The organism is Ensifer sp. SSB1 (assembly GCF_016652895.1).
Taxonomy (GTDB): domain Bacteria; phylum Pseudomonadota; class Alphaproteobacteria; order Rhizobiales; family Rhizobiaceae; genus Ensifer.
On the sequence record NZ_JAEPRP010000056.1, the window covers coordinates 1 to 17574 of the forward strand.

Consider the following 17574-nt stretch of genomic DNA (forward strand, 5'->3'; position numbering starts at 1 on the left):
GCCCGCAAAGAGTTCGGTCGCCATCAGCTGGTCGGCAAGGTCGGCCGGCAGCGAGGCGAGATGTCGCGGACATTCTGCCGCTCGAAGATCGGGCGATTCCAGGTGTCATAGCAGTCGGCGCAGCGATAGATCAGCCAGGCATCAAGCCGTCGGCCATTGGCGTTCAGCTGCGTCTTGCCGCTGCACTCGAAAGGGCGCGCGCCGCGGCAGCGGCTGCAGGCAAGCCAGGGGCGCGGCGCCGTTTGTGGTTCAATGGTCCACAGGACCGTCAATGTATGAGACATGTCGTCTGGTTCTTCCAAAAGGAAGTCCATCGAGACGACGGTTTGAGTACCCGTTCCGGGGACGCGGTCTGGCAGCGTTTGTAGGTGATGGTTTCCGCCTGGTGCCATTGCACCGGGCTTGAGATCGGCAATGCCATTCCGGTCTCGAACCGCCACCTCAACGAACGCACGAAAAATCAAACCGATAGCGTCGAGTGCTATCGGGCGTACGGGGCGAAACTAGCGAGACCGGATTTTACAAAGGCAAGGCGAAACTCCAGCAGAGACAGCGCGATTGTGGCTGCGCGCTCGTTCTACACCGGAGCGTGTGCCGCGCAAAGTGCGAAGCTATCAGTCGCACCCGCCATGGTAGCCGATTGCGCGGCATAGGTGAAATTTGGCCACAGGCAATTTCGCTCAAAAGGAGTAGTATGAGGCCTTACACCTCCAATCTGAGCGGCCTCTGCATGGGATGGCCGCTTTTTTTTGGGAAGGACATACCTTCATCAGCCGGCGCGGCCGAAGCTCGCTTCCATTGACGTTGAAGTGGGTGTGGGCGCCGAGGAAGATGATGTGACGCGATTACGGCCGCTGCGCTTGGCCTCGTAGAGCGCCGCATCTGCCCTGTTGAACAAATCCTCCCACGAGCTCTCGTTGCCGCGGGCGGCGGCGAGGCCCATGCTGACGCTGAGCGCTATGGGTTGTTCGTTGCTTGTAACAGCAAGATTCTCGACAGCGCGCCGCAACCGCTCGGCGATGGCAAACGCCTGCGCTTCGCTCGTCTGCGGCAGGTAGAGACCAAATTCCTCCCCGCCGAGGCGGGCGAAGCAATCGCCTTTTCGCAGACTCGACCTGATCAGATCGGCAAAGGCGATCAGAGCCTGGTCGCCGGCGTGGTGGCCGTAGCGATCGTTGATGCGCTTGAAGAAGTCCAGGTCCATGACGATGAGGCAGTCGCCATGCCAGTTGGAACCAGGCAGTTGCGTAAGAAACCAGCGTCGATTTGCAGCGCCCGTCAGGGCATCGGTGTCGGCCGAACGCCTGAGTTCCGCTTCGGCCCGCTCCTTGACGAGGACGAGTGCGAAAAAGGCAATCGCGAAGTGACAGATGATCGAGAGGAAAAAGGCGTAGGTGGTCGTGATCGGTATGATACCAGGCTTTACAAGGCCGACCACCACGGCAAGGCAAAGGCTGGCACCGACGGCCATGGCTGCCGCAAACAATGCGCGTACTGGCAGCGGTTCACATTTGCGATCCGCGATGACGGCAACGGCGGAGGCGGCGAGGAGGGCAAAGGCTGTGGCATTGAAGACGCTGGCGCGGACGTAGTTGACGACGTGGAAATGCGTGGCAAGACCGATTGCCGCACCTGCGACCGGTATCGAAAGTGCGAACCAGTCCGCCTTGCGCCGACGACCGGCGCTCAAGCGGCGCACCCCGATCCAGAACAGCGCATAGCCGCCGATCCCGAGCGTGAAGCTCGAAAGCGTCCACAGATAGGCCGGCAGCAGCTTCTGTTCGCCGTAGCCTGCGAGCGTCGACGCAAGTGCCAGGAAGAGGAAGCCGCTCGCGAGAATTCCTAGCCCTTCATCCCGCGGCGATTGCCAGCGAGCGTAAAGGAAGCAGAACGCGCCGACGAGGAAGGACGATTTGTGAAGAAGCAGAACGGTGGCGAGGTCGAGTTGGGCGTTCATGGAATGCTCGGGAGGGTTTTGGAGGCTGGCACGGTGGGGTTGTGCACCACGTGGCTCTAGCCGCAATGGATTTAGCGATTACTAAATTCGGATGACAAATCGCCGCTTTTGTCCCAATTCGGGACATTTCCGCTGGCGCGGACCGCGGATGGCGCGAGTACAGGTTTCTTGAGAGTGGACAACAGCGAAATTACATGTTGCAGCCCAAGGGCGAAGCGTGTATCTCCGGCGCCGTTGGAACGGAGTGTAGCGCAGTCTGGTAGCGCATCTGGTTTGGGACCAGAGGGTCGGGAGTTCGAATCTCTCCACTCCGACCATCGTAACGCCTGATAGGCGTTCTTGTTCTCCCTGTTTCTTTCCGTCAGATATCGCTTTTGCGTGGCGGCCAGCGCGGATTGCGCGTCCCTTCAGCCGAGCCCTGCGTCCAGCGCGATCCTCCCACTGAAAAGCCGAATTTATCCGGCCGAAAGTCATTCCGTTTTAAATCAATCTGCGTTATGGGAAGACGGAATGCTGGCGCCCGTGAATGTTGCCAGCGAAAGTATGGAGCCGTTCGAAACCATGTCCGCAAAGATCTATCGTCCAGCAAAGACCGCCATGCAGTCTGGCAAGGCCAAGACGAATCTGTGGGTGCTGGAGTTTGATCAGGAAAAGCCGCGCACCATCGACCCGATCATGGGCTACACCAGCTCCGGCGACATGAAGCAGCAGCTGCGGCTGACCTTCGAAAACGCCGAGCAGGCCATCGCCTATGCCGAGCGCAACGGCATCGAATACCGCGTAATCGCGCCGAAGGAAGCGACGCGCAAGAGCGTGTCCTACCCGGACAACTTCCGTTTCAACCGGATGCAGCCCTGGACCCACTAAGGTCCCAGGTCGCATCCGACGGGCACAGCCCGGGACGGCCCCTTAGCTCAGTTGGATAGAGCACCTGCCTTCTAAGCAGGTTGTCGCAGGTTCGAATCCTGCAGGGGTCGCCAAAAAAATCAAAGACTTAGCTGGTGTTTTGGGGTGTCGGCTGGACTCCGTTTACAGCTTTTCGATAGCCGTTTACAGATTCCATTGACGTGATGTTCTTTTCCATCCGAAGAATGTCAACATCGCTGGACTGCTGATCCAGCGCCCGATGATACTTCTCAGGCACTCTTCCCCCTTCTGTGGGTGCCCCCGGTGATCGACGCGATTCTTTCCCGCCGCCGTTCGGTGATGAACGTGCCGTGATATGTCATGCCTTCGATCTTCAGCTTGGCGCGCTCTTTCCCCAATGACGTTTTGAAGCCGTCCTTCGTCCATAGCCGGCCGCGCGAGTTGTTCAAGATTTGCATCCTGCCCTTCGGCAGCGCACGGATCATCGCCTTGAGCTTGCTGTTGCGCGCACACGGACGCGCTTTTCGTATTGCCGTGCTCGAAGGAGAGGTGGAGCTCGTTTTACTGTTTCCATGTCAGGAGCAGGAGATCGCCTTGGCGTTGCCTAAAGAGCACGCTGATGCCAGGCGGCTATGCTGCGGCTATGTCGATCAGGCCAAGGAATCCCCGGAGATCGAGAGCGCCGGTCATATTTGGGCGCTTGGGCCTCTCGGAGTTGATCCAGTAGCCGTTTCGTTGCTCTAGCCATTCAACGATGTTTCCCCGATGTCTCAAGTTGTGCTTTGAGGAGAGGATAGGGACCGGCATTCAAGATCTCGTACCATTGCTAGAGGCTGTGAGTGCCTTGTTCACGTCGTTCCACTGTGTGATCGCCACCAGTGCCGCAGGCGTTGGTTCGGTGGATGCATCGCAACTGAAACACCTGACATACCAATCGTCTTTGGTCTTCCTGTGGAGGCGCACATCTCCCGGATTGCACCGGAAGCAAGGCTCCAGCGGAATTTTCGTCGTGGCCTCCGATGCTTTCCCCCTGTCAAGGGCGCCGAGAAGGATAATTAGGCCACCAATGATTACTAAGAGCCCCAGCCAATCCACTCGCTACCCCTCCCAAGATTCTCCTTGTCCGCTCCAAAAAAAACGCGTGCCATGAGAAAATTCGCGCGTGCCATGGCCGAAGACAACTGGTGGCTTTTGCGCCCACAACCGCCATCGTCGAAGTTCGACGACATTACCTCGCGAGCCGTCGCCCTCATCCAGTTCGAGCCGGGCATGTCGTACAAGCTCGACTTCACGCTGGCTGAGTGAGGTAGCGCTACTTCTTTGGAACGGCCGACTTGAGAGCGATTAAGAACTTGTAGATCACTTCAATCCAGTCGTGTCCCTGCGGCAACGGATCTCCATACGTATACGGAGGTCCTTTTGCAGGCTCGCCCGGACTCTCGCTATCTTTCTCAGCCATTTCGTCTCCTAGCTTCAACTATCTGTTTCTTTGATTGAAATCATGGACACTGTCATCAGCTGCGTGGTGTCCGCCTAGGCGGCGTCCTTCGGCAACACCTCCACAAATCGGATCACTTCCCTTACCGTATTCTCGTTCCAGATGTCGTTGTGGCCCGAGCGCTCGTCGATCAGCATCCGTTTGGGTTCGGCAGCGATGCGGTAGAGCGCCTCGCCAGACGACAGGGGAATGCTGTCGTCCAGCCGGCCGTGAATGAAGAGTTTTGGCTGTTTCACCGCGGCTATCTTGAGATCGGAGCGGAAGGGATCCTTGATGAGGAGCCTGACGGGAAGGAACGGATAGCGCGCTTCGGCAACCGAGAGGACCGATAGATACGGGGAGATGAGGACCACGCCAGAGGCGGGTCTTTGTGCGGCAGTGTTCACCGCGACGCCGGTGCCGAGGGAGCGGCCGAGCACGACGATGCCTCCTTTGACCCGGGGTGCCAGCCAATCGAACGCCGCGATGCCATCCGTCAGCAGGCCCTGCTCGGTGGGTGAGCCGGTCGATCCTGGATAGCCGCGATAGGAAATCGCGAGCAATCCGATACCGCGCGCAGCCAGTGCCTGCGCCAGAAACTCATAGTTGTCGGCTCGATCGCCGTTGCCGAAAAAGAGCAGCACAGCGGGTTTATCGGGTTCACCTTGTCTGTAAAGCCCGTGTAGCGTCTCGCCGTCCGGCGTGCTGACGGCGACTTTCTCACCCCAGATCGGTGGGTTCGGTGCGGCGGCATTTGCCCCCGGATAGAGAAGGGTACGCTGCGAAAAAAAGATGAGGCCAAGAAACAAGAGATAGGTCAGGACCGCTGCAAGCGGCAAGATCAGCAGAAGCCTCGTGACGCTCATGGTGCACTTCCAGATACTGGAGAGAACAGTCTGCGGAAAATGCGGATTTCCGTAGAGTATACGCAATATATTGACGCCGATTGCCACCCTGACAGCAGACGATGCTTATCGTCCGGAACAGCGGCCGAATATATGCGCAAACGTACAGCAGAAGTTGCAAATGGTCGAGGCCTTGCCGGCGCTGCCCGCATTCTTGACGCCCACGCGGGAGCCGGTGCTGCGTCGGATCCGGCCGATGATGCGTGCCGCCACAGCGGCTCTTCTTTTTGTGGCGGCATAAAAAAAACGGGCCGGTGGATGGCTCCAACCGGCCCGTTCCGGCAAAAGGCGGAAAGGGGAACGTCTCAGCGCGGGGCTGCAGCGCCGCGCGTAGGGAGATCGATACGGTCTGATAATGCCTGAACGTCATTTCCGGAATTGACATTTATCGCTCGAAATTTGACATTTCCCGCATGGCTTCTGATGGACGTCCACAATCTGTGATCGAAGTTTGCGTCGTCATCCTGCCGGAGTCGTCGATCATGTCGCTCGCCTCGGTGCTGGATCCAATGCGCGCCGCCAATCGCATTTCCGGACGCGACGTGTTTTGCTGGCGGCTGCTTTCGGCGGATGGAAAACCAGTGACGTTGACCTGCGGCATCCCGATCGTGGTCGACGGCAAGTTTGCCCAGCCGCTTGCCGGCGACGCCCTGCTGGTGATCGGTGGCTTCAATCTCGATCGGCATGTCGACAAGAAATTCATCGGGGTGCTGCAGGAGTGCGCCCGGCACTTCGATATCGTCGCCGGCATCGAATCGGGCTGCTGGTTGCTCGGACGAACCGGCATGCTCAACGGTCGTCGGGCGACCGCGCACTGGGAGGAGCTTGAAGATTTTAGCCAGGCCTTTCCGGCCTTGACGGTGCTTGGCGACCGTTTCGTCGCCGACGGCAAGTTCTGGACGTCAGGCGGCGCCTCGCCGACATTCGACATGATGCTGCACTGGATCACGCAAAGGCTGGGTTCGGCCTTGGCGCTCGATGTCGCCAGCATCTTCGTCTATGACCAGACCCATAGCGCGACTGACGTCCAGCCGTTCGTTTCGCTCGGGCGGATCGAAACGCGCGATCCGGAACTCGCCGAAGCGATTCGATTGATGGAGCGCACGCTTGAGCGTCCGCTGACGATCGCAGCTCTGACGAAGCGGCTGTCGATTTCGCAACGCAAGCTGGAGTTGCTGTTTGCGCGCGGGCTGTCGACCAGCCCCGGCGCCTACTATCTGCGCCTCCGTCTGCAGGTCGCACACCGGCTGGTGCGTGATTCCGGCAGCCCGATCCGCGAGATTGCGTTGCGTTGCGGTTTCGACAGCCTGTCCGCCTTCTCCCGCGCCTATAGTCGCGAATATGGCATGAGCCCCCTGAAGATGCGCGCGTCGAGGCGAGGGGTGGTGGCGTGAAAGCGCGGCCCAGGAGCGATATGTTCTTAGGCACAGTGCGAGCCGAATTTCAGGATTGGGTCAGTGAACCGTCTGTGGCGGCTCATCGGTAAAGGCCTGAATGCCGTCGCGCTGGACGGTTGCAATGAATTCTTCAAAGGCCTCGCGGTCGGTGGGGAAGGGGTCCTCCCACGTGGTGGAAAAACCCTCCTCATCGATAACCTCGAGGACCCAATCGTGATTCGTGCCTGCCGGCCGATAGATTCGCAATTCCACGACGACGCCGTCGTCACTGAACTGGCCGGAAAATTCCGAATATTCGTAAGTCTGCTCTTCGTCGGTCATTTCCGTAGTGTAACACGCTTGCTGGACAACGTCTCATGCTGTTCGCCGGTTATCCCTGCTCTGGCGTGCACCGGTGCGCTAGCCGACGGCGCTCGCATTGTTCCCGTGCTTGTGTCCCGCCCGATCACGCATGGCCGGAGTTGGCGCCGCAATGGTTCAGCGCCAATCTGCAAGATGTAACGCTGACCGCCAGGCGAGTGGCGGTCAGATCGTTTGCGATGGGAGAGATTCGCGGGATTTGAAGTCGCGCGCATTGCAGGAGATGCGCGGTTGCTTCAACGGTCGGCTGTTACTGGCAGCGCGCTTCATAGCGGCGGCCATAGCGGTCGCGATAGATGCAATATCCTTCGCGCTCCCGGGAACGACCTATCAGGTTGCCCATGATGCCACCGGCCACAGCGCCGATCGCAGCGCCGCCCCAACTGTCGCTCACGACGCCGCCGATGATGGCACCGGTGCCGGCCCCGATTGCGGTTCCTTTCTCTGTCTGCGTGCAGGACGCAAGCGTCCCAATGATTCCAAGCGCAATGATAAGCTTTTTCATGCTGTCACCCCTTTGCTACAAACCAACCTGGGAGTTCACCACTCTGCATCCTCAGCGTGAGGTTCAGCATCTACGCAACGCGCGCAATTGTCGATAGGGATGATTCGCGGGCATAGGGCAGACGTTGAAACGACAGGGCGTGCAGTAGCCCGTGGAAGCGCAGAGGCGACTATCGCCAGTAGCTTGGTCCGCTGTCGATCGACGATTGGCCGATAGTGTAGCCGATCGCAAACGCAACCAAGCCGACAGCAAGCGTCAGGCTGACGCGGTATATGGGTGGTCTGCAGCGCCGACGGTCACAGCGTTTGCTTCACGGCTCACAGCGTCGGCGGAAGTCTTTGCGACCTTGCGGACGCCTGTTGGTGGTTCGGTCGGTTTTCCGGTGAAGCCCGCTTTCAGATCGTTCGCCATGGCGTTTCTCCTTGGTGGTCACGGAGGGAACTGCCGATTCGAAAGGAAAGTTCCGGAGTTGCATGGCCGCGCCGCTCGGCATGCCGGCGGTGGGGGCGCATCCGGCCAGCGCCGAATCACTTAGCCCGGGTGTATTAGGTATTCATCGGAGGTTCAGGCAGAATAGCCCAAAGTGATTGGCAGATAGGAGGAGTTACGATGAAAAAGCTCTTATCCGCCTTCGCAGCGATTGGCTTGGCTGCGACTTTCGCCTTGCCGCTGAGCGCCGCTCCGATATTCGTGCCGAGACCCGAAAACGTACAGACGGGCACTGTCGAACAGGTCAACCATCGGAGCCATCGACATTGGCACGCAGACCGCCGGTGGGATCGTCGATGGGATAGGCGCCAAGCCTGGCGTTCATGTGGCTATTACGGCAGGTGCTACCCGCGCCAATACGGGTACTATGGCGGCTACCGTGACCGTGGGTACTATGGCTACCATGACCCTTACCGCTACCAACGCCGCTCAGGCGTCACGGTCTACTTCGATTTCTAGCGCACGGACCCTGATCGGCGCTTGAAACAGCAGGTCGACGAGATCAATGCCTGAGTTCCGGGTTCGACCTGCTTCCACGACCGTGCAAGTGTCGACTGAGATGCTGAGCCGTTTGCTCAATGCACGTTCGTGACGCGCTTCGTCGCGCGCGGAATGAAACCTACAAGAGACTGCAATCGTTCAGTTTTTTGCCAATTTGGTGGATATTCGTGGTGAGCGCGCAGGGATTCGAACCCTGGACCTACTGATTAAAAGTCAGTTGCTCTACCGGCTGAGCTACGCGCTCCCTGGCCGCGACCGTGAAGCCCGGCGGAAGTGGGCGGACATATGCACGGGTGTTTCCTGTCGGTCAACCGAAAAATTGCGGCTTTTGTGAAGAAACGGTGCATGGCGCAATGATCGCCAAAAGGTGATTGGTATCATCATGATCCTGCGGCTAAGGAATGGCCCAAATGCCGCGTGCCGGAGTTCTTGCCGTTGTCGATCGCCGATATTTCCATCTGGACCGCCGTTCTTGCCGGTGCCCTCTCGTTCCTTTCGCCCTGCGTTCTGCCTCTCGTTCCGCCCTATCTTTGTTACATGGCCGGCGTTTCGGTCGATCAGTTCCGCAGCGGTGATGCGGCGACGATTGGCAGCACCCGGCGTGCGGTCCTGCCGGCGGCGCTGTTGTTCACGCTCGGCTTCGCGACCGTCTTCGTAGCGCTCGGGGCAGGGGCCTCGTCGATCGGCATGCTGCTCCGGCAGCACATGGATCTGCTGTCGCGCATCGGCGGCGTGATCATCATCATCATGGGCCTGCATTTCCTCGGCGTATTCAAGATCGGGCTGCTTGCGCGAGAGGCGCGCTTTCAGGGGGGCGGCAAGCCGGCGACGCTCTCTGGCGCCTATATCATGGGGCTCGCCTTCGCCTTCGGCTGGACGCCCTGCATCGGCCCGGTTCTCGGCACGATCCTCGGCGTTGCCGCTGCACGCGACACCGTGACCGACGGCGCCATGTTGCTCGCCGTCTATTCGCTCGGGCTTGCCATTCCGTTCTGGATCGCGGCCGGCTTCTCTGGTGCCTTCATGCGCTTCCTGTTCCGCTTCCGCCGCCATCTTGGCCTGGTCGAGAAGCTGATGGGCGGTCTTCTGGTGCTGGCGGGCCTGGCGTTTCTCTTCGGTTTCATCAGTTCCGTTGCCATCTGGTTCCAGACGACCTTCCCGATCCTGATGAAAATCGGCTAGGGCATACCCTCGTATTTCGGAATCACTTTTCGCCGGGCCCGGCGTAATCGCCAGGGCGGTTTCTGAGCTAGGGGTGCGAGCCGGGCGCCGGTGCAGGAAAGTGAAAGATGCGAGGGACAAGATGACGGAAATCGCGGGCCTGGTGCTGCCGTTCTTCGGCCTGATCTTTCTCGGTTATCTGACGGCGCGCTTCGTCCAGCATCCTGCCGAGGCGATGGGGTGGCTCAACACCTTCATCATCTATCTCGCGTTGCCGGCGCTGTTCTTCAAGCTGGTCTCACGCACACCGATCGAGCAGTTGGCGCGGGCCGACTTCATCCTGACGACCGTCGGTGCGACCTACATCGTCTTTTCGCTGATTTTCCTCATCGGCGTCTATGTCAGGCGCAATTCCATTGCCGAGGCGACGATCCAGGGTTTTGGCGCCGCTTACGGTAACATTGGCTACATGGGCCCTGGCCTGGCGCTTCTCGCCTTGGGCGATGCCGCCGCGGTGCCGGTGGCGCTGATCTTCAGCTTCGAGAATGCGGCCCATTTCGCCGTTGCGCCGGCGATGATGGCGATTTCCGGCGGCCGGCAGGAAAAGCCGCTGGTGCTTGCCGCGAGCGTCGCGCGTAAGATCATTCTGCACCCGTTCATCCTGGCGACGCTTGCCGGCGTCGTTGCGGCCTTCTTCGCGGTACAGCCGCCGGTGCCGGTTCAGCGGCTCATCGACTATCTCGCGCAGTGCGCGGCACCTTGCGCGCTCTTTGCCATGGGCGTGACGCTGGCGCTGCGTCCGATCAAACGCATTCCTGTCGAGATCGGCTACATCGTTCCAGCCAAGCTGCTGTTGCATCCGCTTGTCATGTTTACGGCGATGAGCCTGACGGGGAATTATGATCCGGTCTGGGTGCAGACGGCGGTGCTGCTTGCAGCACTACCGACGGCAACGAACGTCTTCGTTATCGGCCATCAATACGGTGTGTGGCAGGAGCGCGCCTCGGCGACGATCCTGATCACCACGACGCTTTCCGTCGCCACCGTCACCGGCCTGCTTTACCTGATCCGTTCAGGCGCTCTTCCGCCCGATCTTTTCCCTTAAGCCTTCCTTGAGGGCGTGGAGCGCGCTGCCGGGATGGACGCCTTCGCGCATCAGGAGGCGGCGGAGAGGTCCGACGGCGGAAAGCACATGCAGCCCGAGCGCGCGCAACGCCTGCACCGGCAGGAAGCCGGAAAGCAGCGAGCGATTGAGCAGATCCACGCTCGCCGTGCGGCTGATGATATCAGGTCGGCGACGGCTGTCGAACCGATCACCGATATCGCCGGCAAGCGCCTCTCCGTTTGCCGCGCCGATGATATCGACGAGCGTCATCACATCGCGGAGGCTGAGGTTGAGGCCCTGGGCCCCGATCGGCGGAAAGGCGTGGGCCGCTTCGCCGAGAAGGACGGCGCGGCCCTCGCCGAAGCGCTGCGCAGTCATGCCCGAGAGGGGGAAGGATTGCGGCGTGCCTTCGACCGTCACCTTGCCGAGGATCGATTGCATCCGGTCTTCGACCGCGCGGGAGAGTGCGGCAAGGTCCAGCGTCAACGTTTGTGCAGCGTCGTCGGGCTTGCGTACCCATACGAGGCTGGAGCGGTTACCGGGCAGGGGCACTTGTGTGAAGGGGCCGCTTTCGGTGTGGAATTCAGTCGAGATGTTCTGGTGCGGCAATTCATGCGCGAAGTTCAGAACGACCGCCGTCTGCGGATAGGACCAGGTGCTGACGGAAATCTTCGCCGCCTCGCGCACCGGCGAACGGCGACCATCGGCGCCGACAAGAAGATGCGCGCTGCATTGGCTACCGTTTGCAAGCGCGATCGTCGCGACAGCATCCGAAAGATCGAAGCCGATAGCAGACGTGGTGATGCGCGTCAGCGTCGCGCTCTCTTCGGCCCGCTGGCGCAGAATGTCGATGAAAGGCGCGTTGGGAATGTTGTAGCCGAAGGCGTCGAGCCCGACTTCGGCAGCGCGGAAATTGACCGGCGGCGCGCGCAGCAGCCGATTGGTTCCGTCGAGAATACGCATGGTCGAGAGCGGTGCCGTCAGCGGTTCGACCTTTTCCCAAAGATTGAGCTTCTTGAGATACTCGATCGATTGGTCCATCAGCGCCGTGGTGCGTCCGTCGGCGACCGTCGGCTCCGGGCCTATCAAGGCGACACGGTAACCGGCGTCGGCAAGTGCGATGGCCGCGAGCGATCCCGCGAGACCCGCACCGATGATGGCGATGTCGTAGTGATCCATGATCCAACCAACCTTTCAAGCACGCTGGGAGGCGTCCTTATCAAGCCTCGATCATACCTCTAGTCGCGGGCGAGAGCGAAATAAATGGGTAGAATCAGCGCAGAAGCAATTTGCAAGTGTCCACAGGACAATAGGGTTGTGGCATGGCGCTAAGCTTGAATTTTAGTGGCGATGCGTTGCAAAGGGTGCATATTACGCGCAATGCGCCGCAGAGCGGTTGAGGCGGGCCCCAAGCTCGCCCGTGAAAAACAACCCGTACGGGGAAAAGTCAGGGGTAGGCGGCGTCCGCAGATGAAGTTCTTTAACTACAGACGAGTTCCCTACGCCGAGATCCGCGCCTTTTCCGTGCACATCTTGACCGCATCGGGGTCGTTTCTTGCCTTCCTCGGCGTCGTTGCCGCAGCCGAGCACCGCTTTGTCGATATGTTCTGGTGGCTGGGCCTGGCGCTATTTGTGGACGGCATCGACGGGCCGATCGCGCGCAAGGTGCGTGTCAAGGAAGTGCTGCCCAACTGGTCGGGCGATACGCTCGACAACGTCATCGACTATGTGACCTATGTGCTGTTGCCGGCCTTTGCGCTCTACCAGAGCGGCATGATCGGCGAGCCCTGGTCTTTCGTTGCCGCCGGCGCAATCGTGGTTTCCAGCGCGATCTACTATGCCGACATGGGCATGAAGACGGACGAATATTTCTTCTCAGGCTTCCCCGTCGTCTGGAACATGGTGGTCTTCACGCTGTTCGTCATTCAGGCGAGCGAGGTGACGGCGTCGGTCGTGGTCTTCGTTTCGGTGGCCCTTACCTTCCTGCCGATCAATTTCCTCCATCCGGTCCGCGTCCAGCGTTTGCGACCATTGAACCTCGGTGTCTTCCTTCTCTGGTCGGCGCTGGGTGTCTACGCGCTGCTCTTGCATTTTGCGACGCCGGCCTGGGTCGTGACCGGTTTTGTCGTGACAGGCATTTATCTCTACGTGATTGGCTTCGTGCTGCAGATTTTTCCAAGTCTCGGCCGGAAATAGGAGCAGGCAATGGCACAGGCGATTGTGGTACGCGAACTCGGTGGACCGGAGGTCCTGAAACTCGAAGGCGTCACGCTCTCGCCGCCAGGCCCGGGCGAAGTGCAGATCCGCCAGGTCGCCGTCGGCCTGAATTTCATCGACGTCTATTTCCGCACCGGCCTCTACAAGTCCGCCTCGGGCTTGCCTTTCGTGCCGGGCAAGGAAGGTGCTGGTATCGTCACAGCCGTTGGCGATGGCGTCAGCCTCTTCTCCATCGGTGACCGCGTCGCCTATGCCTCGGCCGATGGCGCCTATGCCAGCGAACGCAATGCCGACGCCTCGCAGCTCGTGAAGGTGCCCGACGGCATCAGCCTCGAGACTGCGGCTGCGATGATGCTGAAAGGCATGACGGCGCAATATCTGCTCAACCAGACCTATCAGGTCGGCCCGGGCACGACGATCCTCTTCCATGCCGCCGCCGGCGGCGTCGGCCTGATCGCTGGCCAGTGGGCCAAGGCGCTTGGCGCCACCGTGATCGGCACCGCGGGATCGCAGGACAAGATCGATCTGGCGCTGGCACACGGCTACGACCACGTAATCAATTACCGCACCGACAATTTCGTCACGCGGGTTAAGGAACTGACCGATGGCCGCGGCGTTGACGTGGTTTACGATTCCGTCGGGCGCGACACCTATCCGGCGTCGCTGGACTGCCTCAAGCCGCGCGGCCTGTGGGTCAGCTTCGGCAATTCGTCCGGCCCGGTGGATGCCTTCAGCATCGGCATTCTGGCGCAGAAAGGCTCGCTGTTTGCGACCCGTCCGACACTCTTCGGTTACGTTGCCACGCGGCCTGCGCTGGAAGCGTGTGCAAATTCCCTGTTTGATATTGTGCAAAGCAACAAAGTGCGTATCAATATAAATCAGACTTATCCGCTCGCCGATGCAGGGCGGGCGCATACGGATCTCGAGACAAGAAAAACAAGTGGAACAACACTGCTGATTCCGTGATCGAAGCCTTAAGGCGGACGCGGATCAACAGAGGGGAAAGAGGGCAGCGTGCCTGTTGAGGGAGTAGCGGCGAACGGTCATCTATTGGCTGTGAGCAACCTGACGAAATTGTTTGGCAGCTTCGCGGCCTGCAATGGGATCAATCTGCAGATTGAACAGGGCGAGATCCACGCCCTTCTCGGCGAAAACGGCGCCGGAAAATCGACCCTGGTGAAGATGCTGTTCGGCGTATTGGCGCCGACGGATGGCGAGATCATCTGGCAGGGCCAGAGCGTACGAATCGCCAACCCAGCCGCTGCGCGCAAGCTCGGCATCGGCATGGTTTTCCAGCATTTTTCGCTGTTCGAAGCGCTGACCGTGGCCGAAAACATTGCGCTCTCGATGGACGCGAACATTTCGCTGGCGAAGGTAGCGGAAGAGGCCTCGAGGCTGTCGCATGCCTACGGCCTGCCGCTCGACCCCAAGGCGCATGTAGCGGATCTTTCCGTGGGCGAGCGCCAGAGGATCGAGATCGTGCGCGCGCTGCTTCAGAACCCGCGCCTGATCATCCTCGACGAGCCGACTTCTGTTCTGACGCCGCAGGAAGCCGACCGCCTGTTCGAAACGCTCTACAAGCTGAAGGCCGAAGGACGCTCGGTTCTCTATATCAGCCACCGCCTCGAAGAGGTGCAGCGCATCTGCGACCGGGCGACGGTGCTGCGCCACGGCAAGGTGACCGGCGCCTGTGACCCGAAGGCGGAAACCCCGTCGTCGCTGGCGCGCATGATGGTCGGAAGCGACGTTGCCGCCGTGACGGCGGAAGGCACCAGCGCCAAGGGACAGGTACAACTGGAGGCACGTCATCTGACGGTTCCCGCGCGCACGCCCTTTGCTGTATCGCTGAAGAACATCTGTCTGAAAGTTCATGCCGGCGAAGTGCTGGCGATCGCCGGTGTCGCCGGCAATGGCCAGGGCGAGCTTTTCGACGCGCTGTCGGGCGAGTATCCGGTTGCTGACGACAATGCCGTGCAGATCCGCCAAAGGCCGGTCGGCAACAGGAACATCAATGCCCGCCGATTGATGGGCGCCGGGTTCGTTCCCGAAGAGCGCCACGGCCATGCCGCCGTATCGGCGCTGCCGCTTTCGGACAATCTGGTGCTTGCCCGCAGCCGCTCGGACGCCAAGGCATTCCTCGGCGGTGGCTTCCTCAAGGTCATCCGCCGTGATGCGGTGACGAGCGCCACGAAGCGCATCTCCGAGGCGATGGATGTGCGCAAGAGCGGCGAGGACCCGCCGGCCGGCTCGCTTTCGGGCGGCAACCTGCAGAAGTTCATCGTCGGGCGTGAACTCGACCGCCAGCCGAGCGTGCTGGTCGTCAACCAGCCGACCTGGGGAGTCGATGCCGGTGCCGCCAGTCGCATCCGCCAGGCGCTTGTCGATCTCGCCAAGGCAGGTTCTGCCGTTCTGGTCATCAGTCAGGATCTCGACGAGATCTTCGAGGTGGCGACGGAGATCGCCGTCATCAGCGACGGAAAGCTCTCCGATCCCTATCCGGCGAAAGAGCTTTCGCGCGAAAAGATTGGCCTGCTGATGGGCGGCATGTACGGCAAGACGGAAGGCACGGAGGCCGCACATGCGCATTGAACTGGAAAAGCGCGCCAAGGTCTCGACGCTGTTTTCGATCCTGTCGCCTTTCATCGCCTTCCTGCTGACGATCGTCTTCGGCGGCATCATGTTTGCGCTGCTCGGCAAGAACCCGGTGATGGCGCTCTACAGCTTCTTCGTCGAACCCTTGAGCGAAGTCTGGTCGCTGCACGAATTGGCGATCAAGGCGGCACCCCTGATCCTGATTGCCGTCGGACTTTCGGTCTGCTTCCGCTCCAACAACTGGAACATCGGCGCCGAAGGCCAGTTCATCATGGGCGCCATCGCCGGCTCGATCCTGCCGGTGGTCTTCTATGACTGGCAGTCGCCGCTGGTGCTGCCGCTGATGATGCTGATGGGCATGCTCGGCGGCGCGCTGTTCGCTGCCATCCCCGCCTTCCTCAAGGCGCATATGAACACCAACGAGATCCTGACGAGCCTGATGCTGGTCTATGTCGCCCAGCTTTTCCTCGACTGGCTGGTGCGTGGACCCTGGCGCAACCCGGGCGGCATGAATTTTCCGGAGACGCGCACCTTCGCCGTCGATGCAATCCTGCCGGAGATGCTAGCCTCCGGGCGCACCCATTGGGGCTTCGCCTTTGCCATCATCGCCGCGGTCCTCGTCTGGTTCATGATGCGCTATACGCTGAAGGGTTTCGAGATTTCCGTGCTTGGCCAATCGGAGCGGGCAGGGCGCTTTGCCGGTTTCTCTTCACGCAAAATGATCTGGTTTTCGATGCTGCTCTCTGGTGCCTTTGCCGGCCTTGCCGGCATTTCCGAGGTCAGCGGCGCGATCCAGCAGCTGCGCCCGGTCATCTCGCCCGGCTACGGCTTCACCGCCATCATCGTTGCGTTCCTTGGCCGCCTCAATCCGCTCGGCATCGTCGCCGCCGGCCTGGTGCTCGCCTTGACCTATCTCGGCGGTGAGGCAGCGCAGTTGTCCATCGGCGTTTCCGAGAAGGTGACGCGCGTCTTCCAGGGCCTGCTTCTCTTCTTCGTGCTCTCCTGCGACACGCTCATCCATTATCGCATCAAACTGATCTTCGACCGGTTGACTGCGACAACGACGGAAGGTAGCCGCTGATGGGTATCGTCGAAGCGATCCTTTTGAGTGTCATCACCGCCGCGACCCCGCTGGTACTGGCCGCAATCGGCGAACTGGTGACGGAACGATCCGGCGTGCTGAACCTCGGCGTCGAAGGCATGATGATCATGGGAGCGGTTTCCGCCTTCGCGATCACCCAGATCACCGGCTCGCCCTATCTCGGCATGCTCGCAGGCGTCGCCTGCGGCGCGATCTTCTCGCAACTCTTTGCCTTCCTGACCCTGACGCTGGTGGCGAACCAGGTGGCGACGGGTCTTGCGTTGACGCTGCTCGGGATTGGTGTCTCCGGGATGATGGGCGAGAGTTTCCTCGGCATGCAGGGCATCAAGCTGCAGCCGATCGCGATACCGATTCTCGCGGATATCCCCTATCTCGGGCCGCTGCTCTTCCGGCAGGACATCATTTTCTACCTGTCGATTGCGATCGTTGCCGGTGTGCACTGGTTCCTGTTCAAGAGCCGCGCCGGCCTGAAGTTGCGCGCCGTCGGTGACAGCCACGCTTCCGCGCACGCGCTCGGCGTCAACGTCATCCGCACCCGGTATTTCGCCGTCATGTTCGGCGGCGCCTGTGCCGGCCTTGCCGGGGCGCAGCTGTCGCTGGTCTACACACCGCAATGGGTGGAGAATATGTCGGCCGGCCGCGGCTGGATCGCGCTGGCGCTGGTGGTCTTCTCCTCCTGGCGGCCCTGGCGGTTGGTGGCGGGCGGTTACCTCTTCGGTGCCGTTTCGATCAGCCAGCTGCACGCCCAGGCGTTCGGCCTTGGCATCCCCTCGCAGCTGCTTTCGTCGCTTCCCTATGTCGCGACGATCCTCGTCCTCATTCTCATTTCGCATAATCGGCGCATGACCTTGATCAATACGCCGGCATCGCTCGGCAAACCGTTCGTACCGGACCGGTGACTTCAAGCATTTCAGACAAATGTTTCTCAAACCGACAGGG

19 protein-coding genes, 3 tRNA genes and 1 pseudogene are annotated in these 17574 nt (G+C 60.5%); 14 read left to right on the plus strand and 9 right to left on the minus strand.

What is annotated here, in order from left to right:
- Positions 1-23: 23 nt before the first annotated feature.
- The gene (locus I8N66_RS15750; protein WP_291155039.1) at positions 24-464 is read right to left on the minus strand and encodes a DUF1062 domain-containing protein; all 441 of its coding nucleotides are present in this window, start codon (positions 462-464) and stop codon (positions 24-26) included.
- Between the two features lie 305 nt (positions 465-769).
- Positions 770-1957 carry a GGDEF domain-containing protein gene (locus I8N66_RS15755; RefSeq protein ID WP_291155041.1) on the minus strand — a complete coding sequence of 396 codons (1188 nt, stop codon included), beginning with the start codon at positions 1955-1957 and terminating at the stop codon, positions 770-772.
- A gap of 240 nt (positions 1958-2197) precedes the next feature.
- On the opposite strand from I8N66_RS15755, the gene I8N66_RS15760 reads away from it, so the two are divergent.
- From I8N66_RS15760 to I8N66_RS15780, 5 genes are all read left to right on the plus strand, one after another.
- Positions 2198-2274: transfer RNA gene (locus tag I8N66_RS15760), tRNA-Pro, on the plus strand.
- Between the two features lie 244 nt (positions 2275-2518).
- Positions 2519-2824: an ETC complex I subunit gene (locus I8N66_RS15765; RefSeq protein WP_034791376.1), complete on the plus strand. Its 306-nt coding sequence runs from the start codon at positions 2519-2521 to the stop codon at positions 2822-2824.
- A gap of 36 nt (positions 2825-2860) precedes the next feature.
- Positions 2861-2937, plus strand: a tRNA-Arg gene (locus tag I8N66_RS15770).
- Between the two features lie 247 nt (positions 2938-3184).
- The gene (locus I8N66_RS15775) at positions 3185-3568 is read left to right on the plus strand and encodes a hypothetical protein (RefSeq protein WP_291155043.1); all 384 of its coding nucleotides are present in this window, start codon (positions 3185-3187) and stop codon (positions 3566-3568) included.
- Between the two features lie 402 nt (positions 3569-3970).
- Positions 3971-4129: a hypothetical protein gene (locus tag I8N66_RS15780; protein ID WP_291155045.1), complete on the plus strand. Its 159-nt coding sequence runs from the start codon at positions 3971-3973 to the stop codon at positions 4127-4129.
- Positions 4130-4136: 7 nt separating this feature from the next.
- On the opposite strand, the gene I8N66_RS15785 is transcribed toward I8N66_RS15780, so the two are convergent.
- A complete protein-coding gene (locus I8N66_RS15785) occupies positions 4137-4283 on the minus strand; it encodes a hypothetical protein (protein WP_291155047.1) in 147 nt (48 codons plus the stop codon).
- A 74-nt stretch (positions 4284-4357) separates the two neighbouring features.
- Positions 4358-5167, minus strand: coding sequence for an alpha/beta hydrolase (locus I8N66_RS15790; protein WP_291155049.1), 810 nt, complete (start codon positions 5165-5167; stop codon positions 4358-4360).
- 452 nt (positions 5168-5619) lie between these two features.
- Between I8N66_RS15790 and I8N66_RS15795 the strand changes: the two genes are divergently transcribed.
- On the plus strand, positions 5620-6600 hold the full coding sequence (locus I8N66_RS15795; protein WP_291155051.1) for a GlxA family transcriptional regulator: 981 nt from the start codon (positions 5620-5622) through the stop codon (positions 6598-6600).
- A gap of 60 nt (positions 6601-6660) precedes the next feature.
- On the opposite strand, the gene I8N66_RS15800 is transcribed toward I8N66_RS15795, so the two are convergent.
- The 3 genes and pseudogenes from I8N66_RS15800 to I8N66_RS15810 form a co-directional block, all read right to left on the minus strand.
- Positions 6661-6924, minus strand: coding sequence for a hypothetical protein (locus tag I8N66_RS15800; protein WP_113537110.1), 264 nt, complete (start codon positions 6922-6924; stop codon positions 6661-6663).
- 289 nt (positions 6925-7213) lie between these two features.
- Positions 7214-7468: a YMGG-like glycine zipper-containing protein gene (locus I8N66_RS15805; RefSeq protein ID WP_113537111.1), complete on the minus strand. Its 255-nt coding sequence runs from the start codon at positions 7466-7468 to the stop codon at positions 7214-7216.
- 169 nt (positions 7469-7637) lie between these two features.
- Positions 7638-7879 (minus strand): annotated as a pseudogene (locus I8N66_RS15810) (hypothetical protein).
- 198 nt (positions 7880-8077) lie between these two features.
- Here I8N66_RS15810 and I8N66_RS15815 point away from each other — a divergent pair.
- Entirely contained in the window at positions 8078-8416 is a 339-nt protein-coding gene (locus I8N66_RS15815; RefSeq protein WP_291155053.1) for a hypothetical protein, read from the plus strand.
- 210 nt (positions 8417-8626) lie between these two features.
- On the opposite strand, the gene I8N66_RS15820 is transcribed toward I8N66_RS15815, so the two are convergent.
- Positions 8627-8702: transfer RNA gene (locus I8N66_RS15820), tRNA-Lys, on the minus strand.
- Between the two features lie 191 nt (positions 8703-8893).
- Here I8N66_RS15820 and I8N66_RS15825 point away from each other — a divergent pair.
- Both I8N66_RS15825 and I8N66_RS15830 read left to right on the plus strand, forming a co-directional pair.
- Positions 8894-9640, plus strand: coding sequence for a cytochrome c biogenesis CcdA family protein (locus tag I8N66_RS15825; protein ID WP_113537114.1), 747 nt, complete (start codon positions 8894-8896; stop codon positions 9638-9640).
- Positions 9641-9761: 121 nt separating this feature from the next.
- On the plus strand, positions 9762-10724 hold the full coding sequence (locus I8N66_RS15830; protein ID WP_291155054.1) for an AEC family transporter: 963 nt from the start codon (positions 9762-9764) through the stop codon (positions 10722-10724).
- Here I8N66_RS15830 and I8N66_RS15835 read toward each other — a convergent pair.
- Positions 10692-11903, minus strand: coding sequence for a UbiH/UbiF family hydroxylase (locus I8N66_RS15835; protein WP_291155056.1), 1212 nt, complete (start codon positions 11901-11903; stop codon positions 10692-10694). The two genes, I8N66_RS15830 and I8N66_RS15835, sit on opposite strands and share 33 nt — an antisense overlap.
- 291 nt (positions 11904-12194) lie before the next feature.
- Between I8N66_RS15835 and pcsA the strand changes: the two genes are divergently transcribed.
- The 5 genes from pcsA to I8N66_RS15860 are packed head-to-tail and all read left to right on the plus strand — an operon-like array spanning position 12195 to position 17534.
- A complete protein-coding gene (gene pcsA, locus I8N66_RS15840) occupies positions 12195-12920 on the plus strand; it encodes a phosphatidylcholine synthase (RefSeq protein ID WP_291155057.1) in 726 nt (241 codons plus the stop codon).
- 9 nt (positions 12921-12929) lie between these two features.
- Positions 12930-13907: a quinone oxidoreductase gene (locus tag I8N66_RS15845; protein ID WP_291155058.1), complete on the plus strand. Its 978-nt coding sequence runs from the start codon at positions 12930-12932 to the stop codon at positions 13905-13907.
- A gap of 48 nt (positions 13908-13955) precedes the next feature.
- Positions 13956-15530 carry an ABC transporter ATP-binding protein gene (locus tag I8N66_RS15850; RefSeq protein ID WP_113537119.1) on the plus strand — a complete coding sequence of 525 codons (1575 nt, stop codon included), beginning with the start codon at positions 13956-13958 and terminating at the stop codon, positions 15528-15530.
- Positions 15520-16614: an ABC transporter permease gene (locus I8N66_RS15855; RefSeq protein ID WP_291155059.1), complete on the plus strand. Its 1095-nt coding sequence runs from the start codon at positions 15520-15522 to the stop codon at positions 16612-16614. The genes I8N66_RS15850 and I8N66_RS15855 overlap by 11 nt, the downstream gene beginning before the upstream one ends.
- A complete protein-coding gene (locus I8N66_RS15860) occupies positions 16614-17534 on the plus strand; it encodes an ABC transporter permease (protein WP_113537121.1) in 921 nt (306 codons plus the stop codon). Before I8N66_RS15855 ends, I8N66_RS15860 begins: the two co-directional genes overlap by 1 nt.
- Positions 17535-17574: the final 40 nt, after the last annotated feature.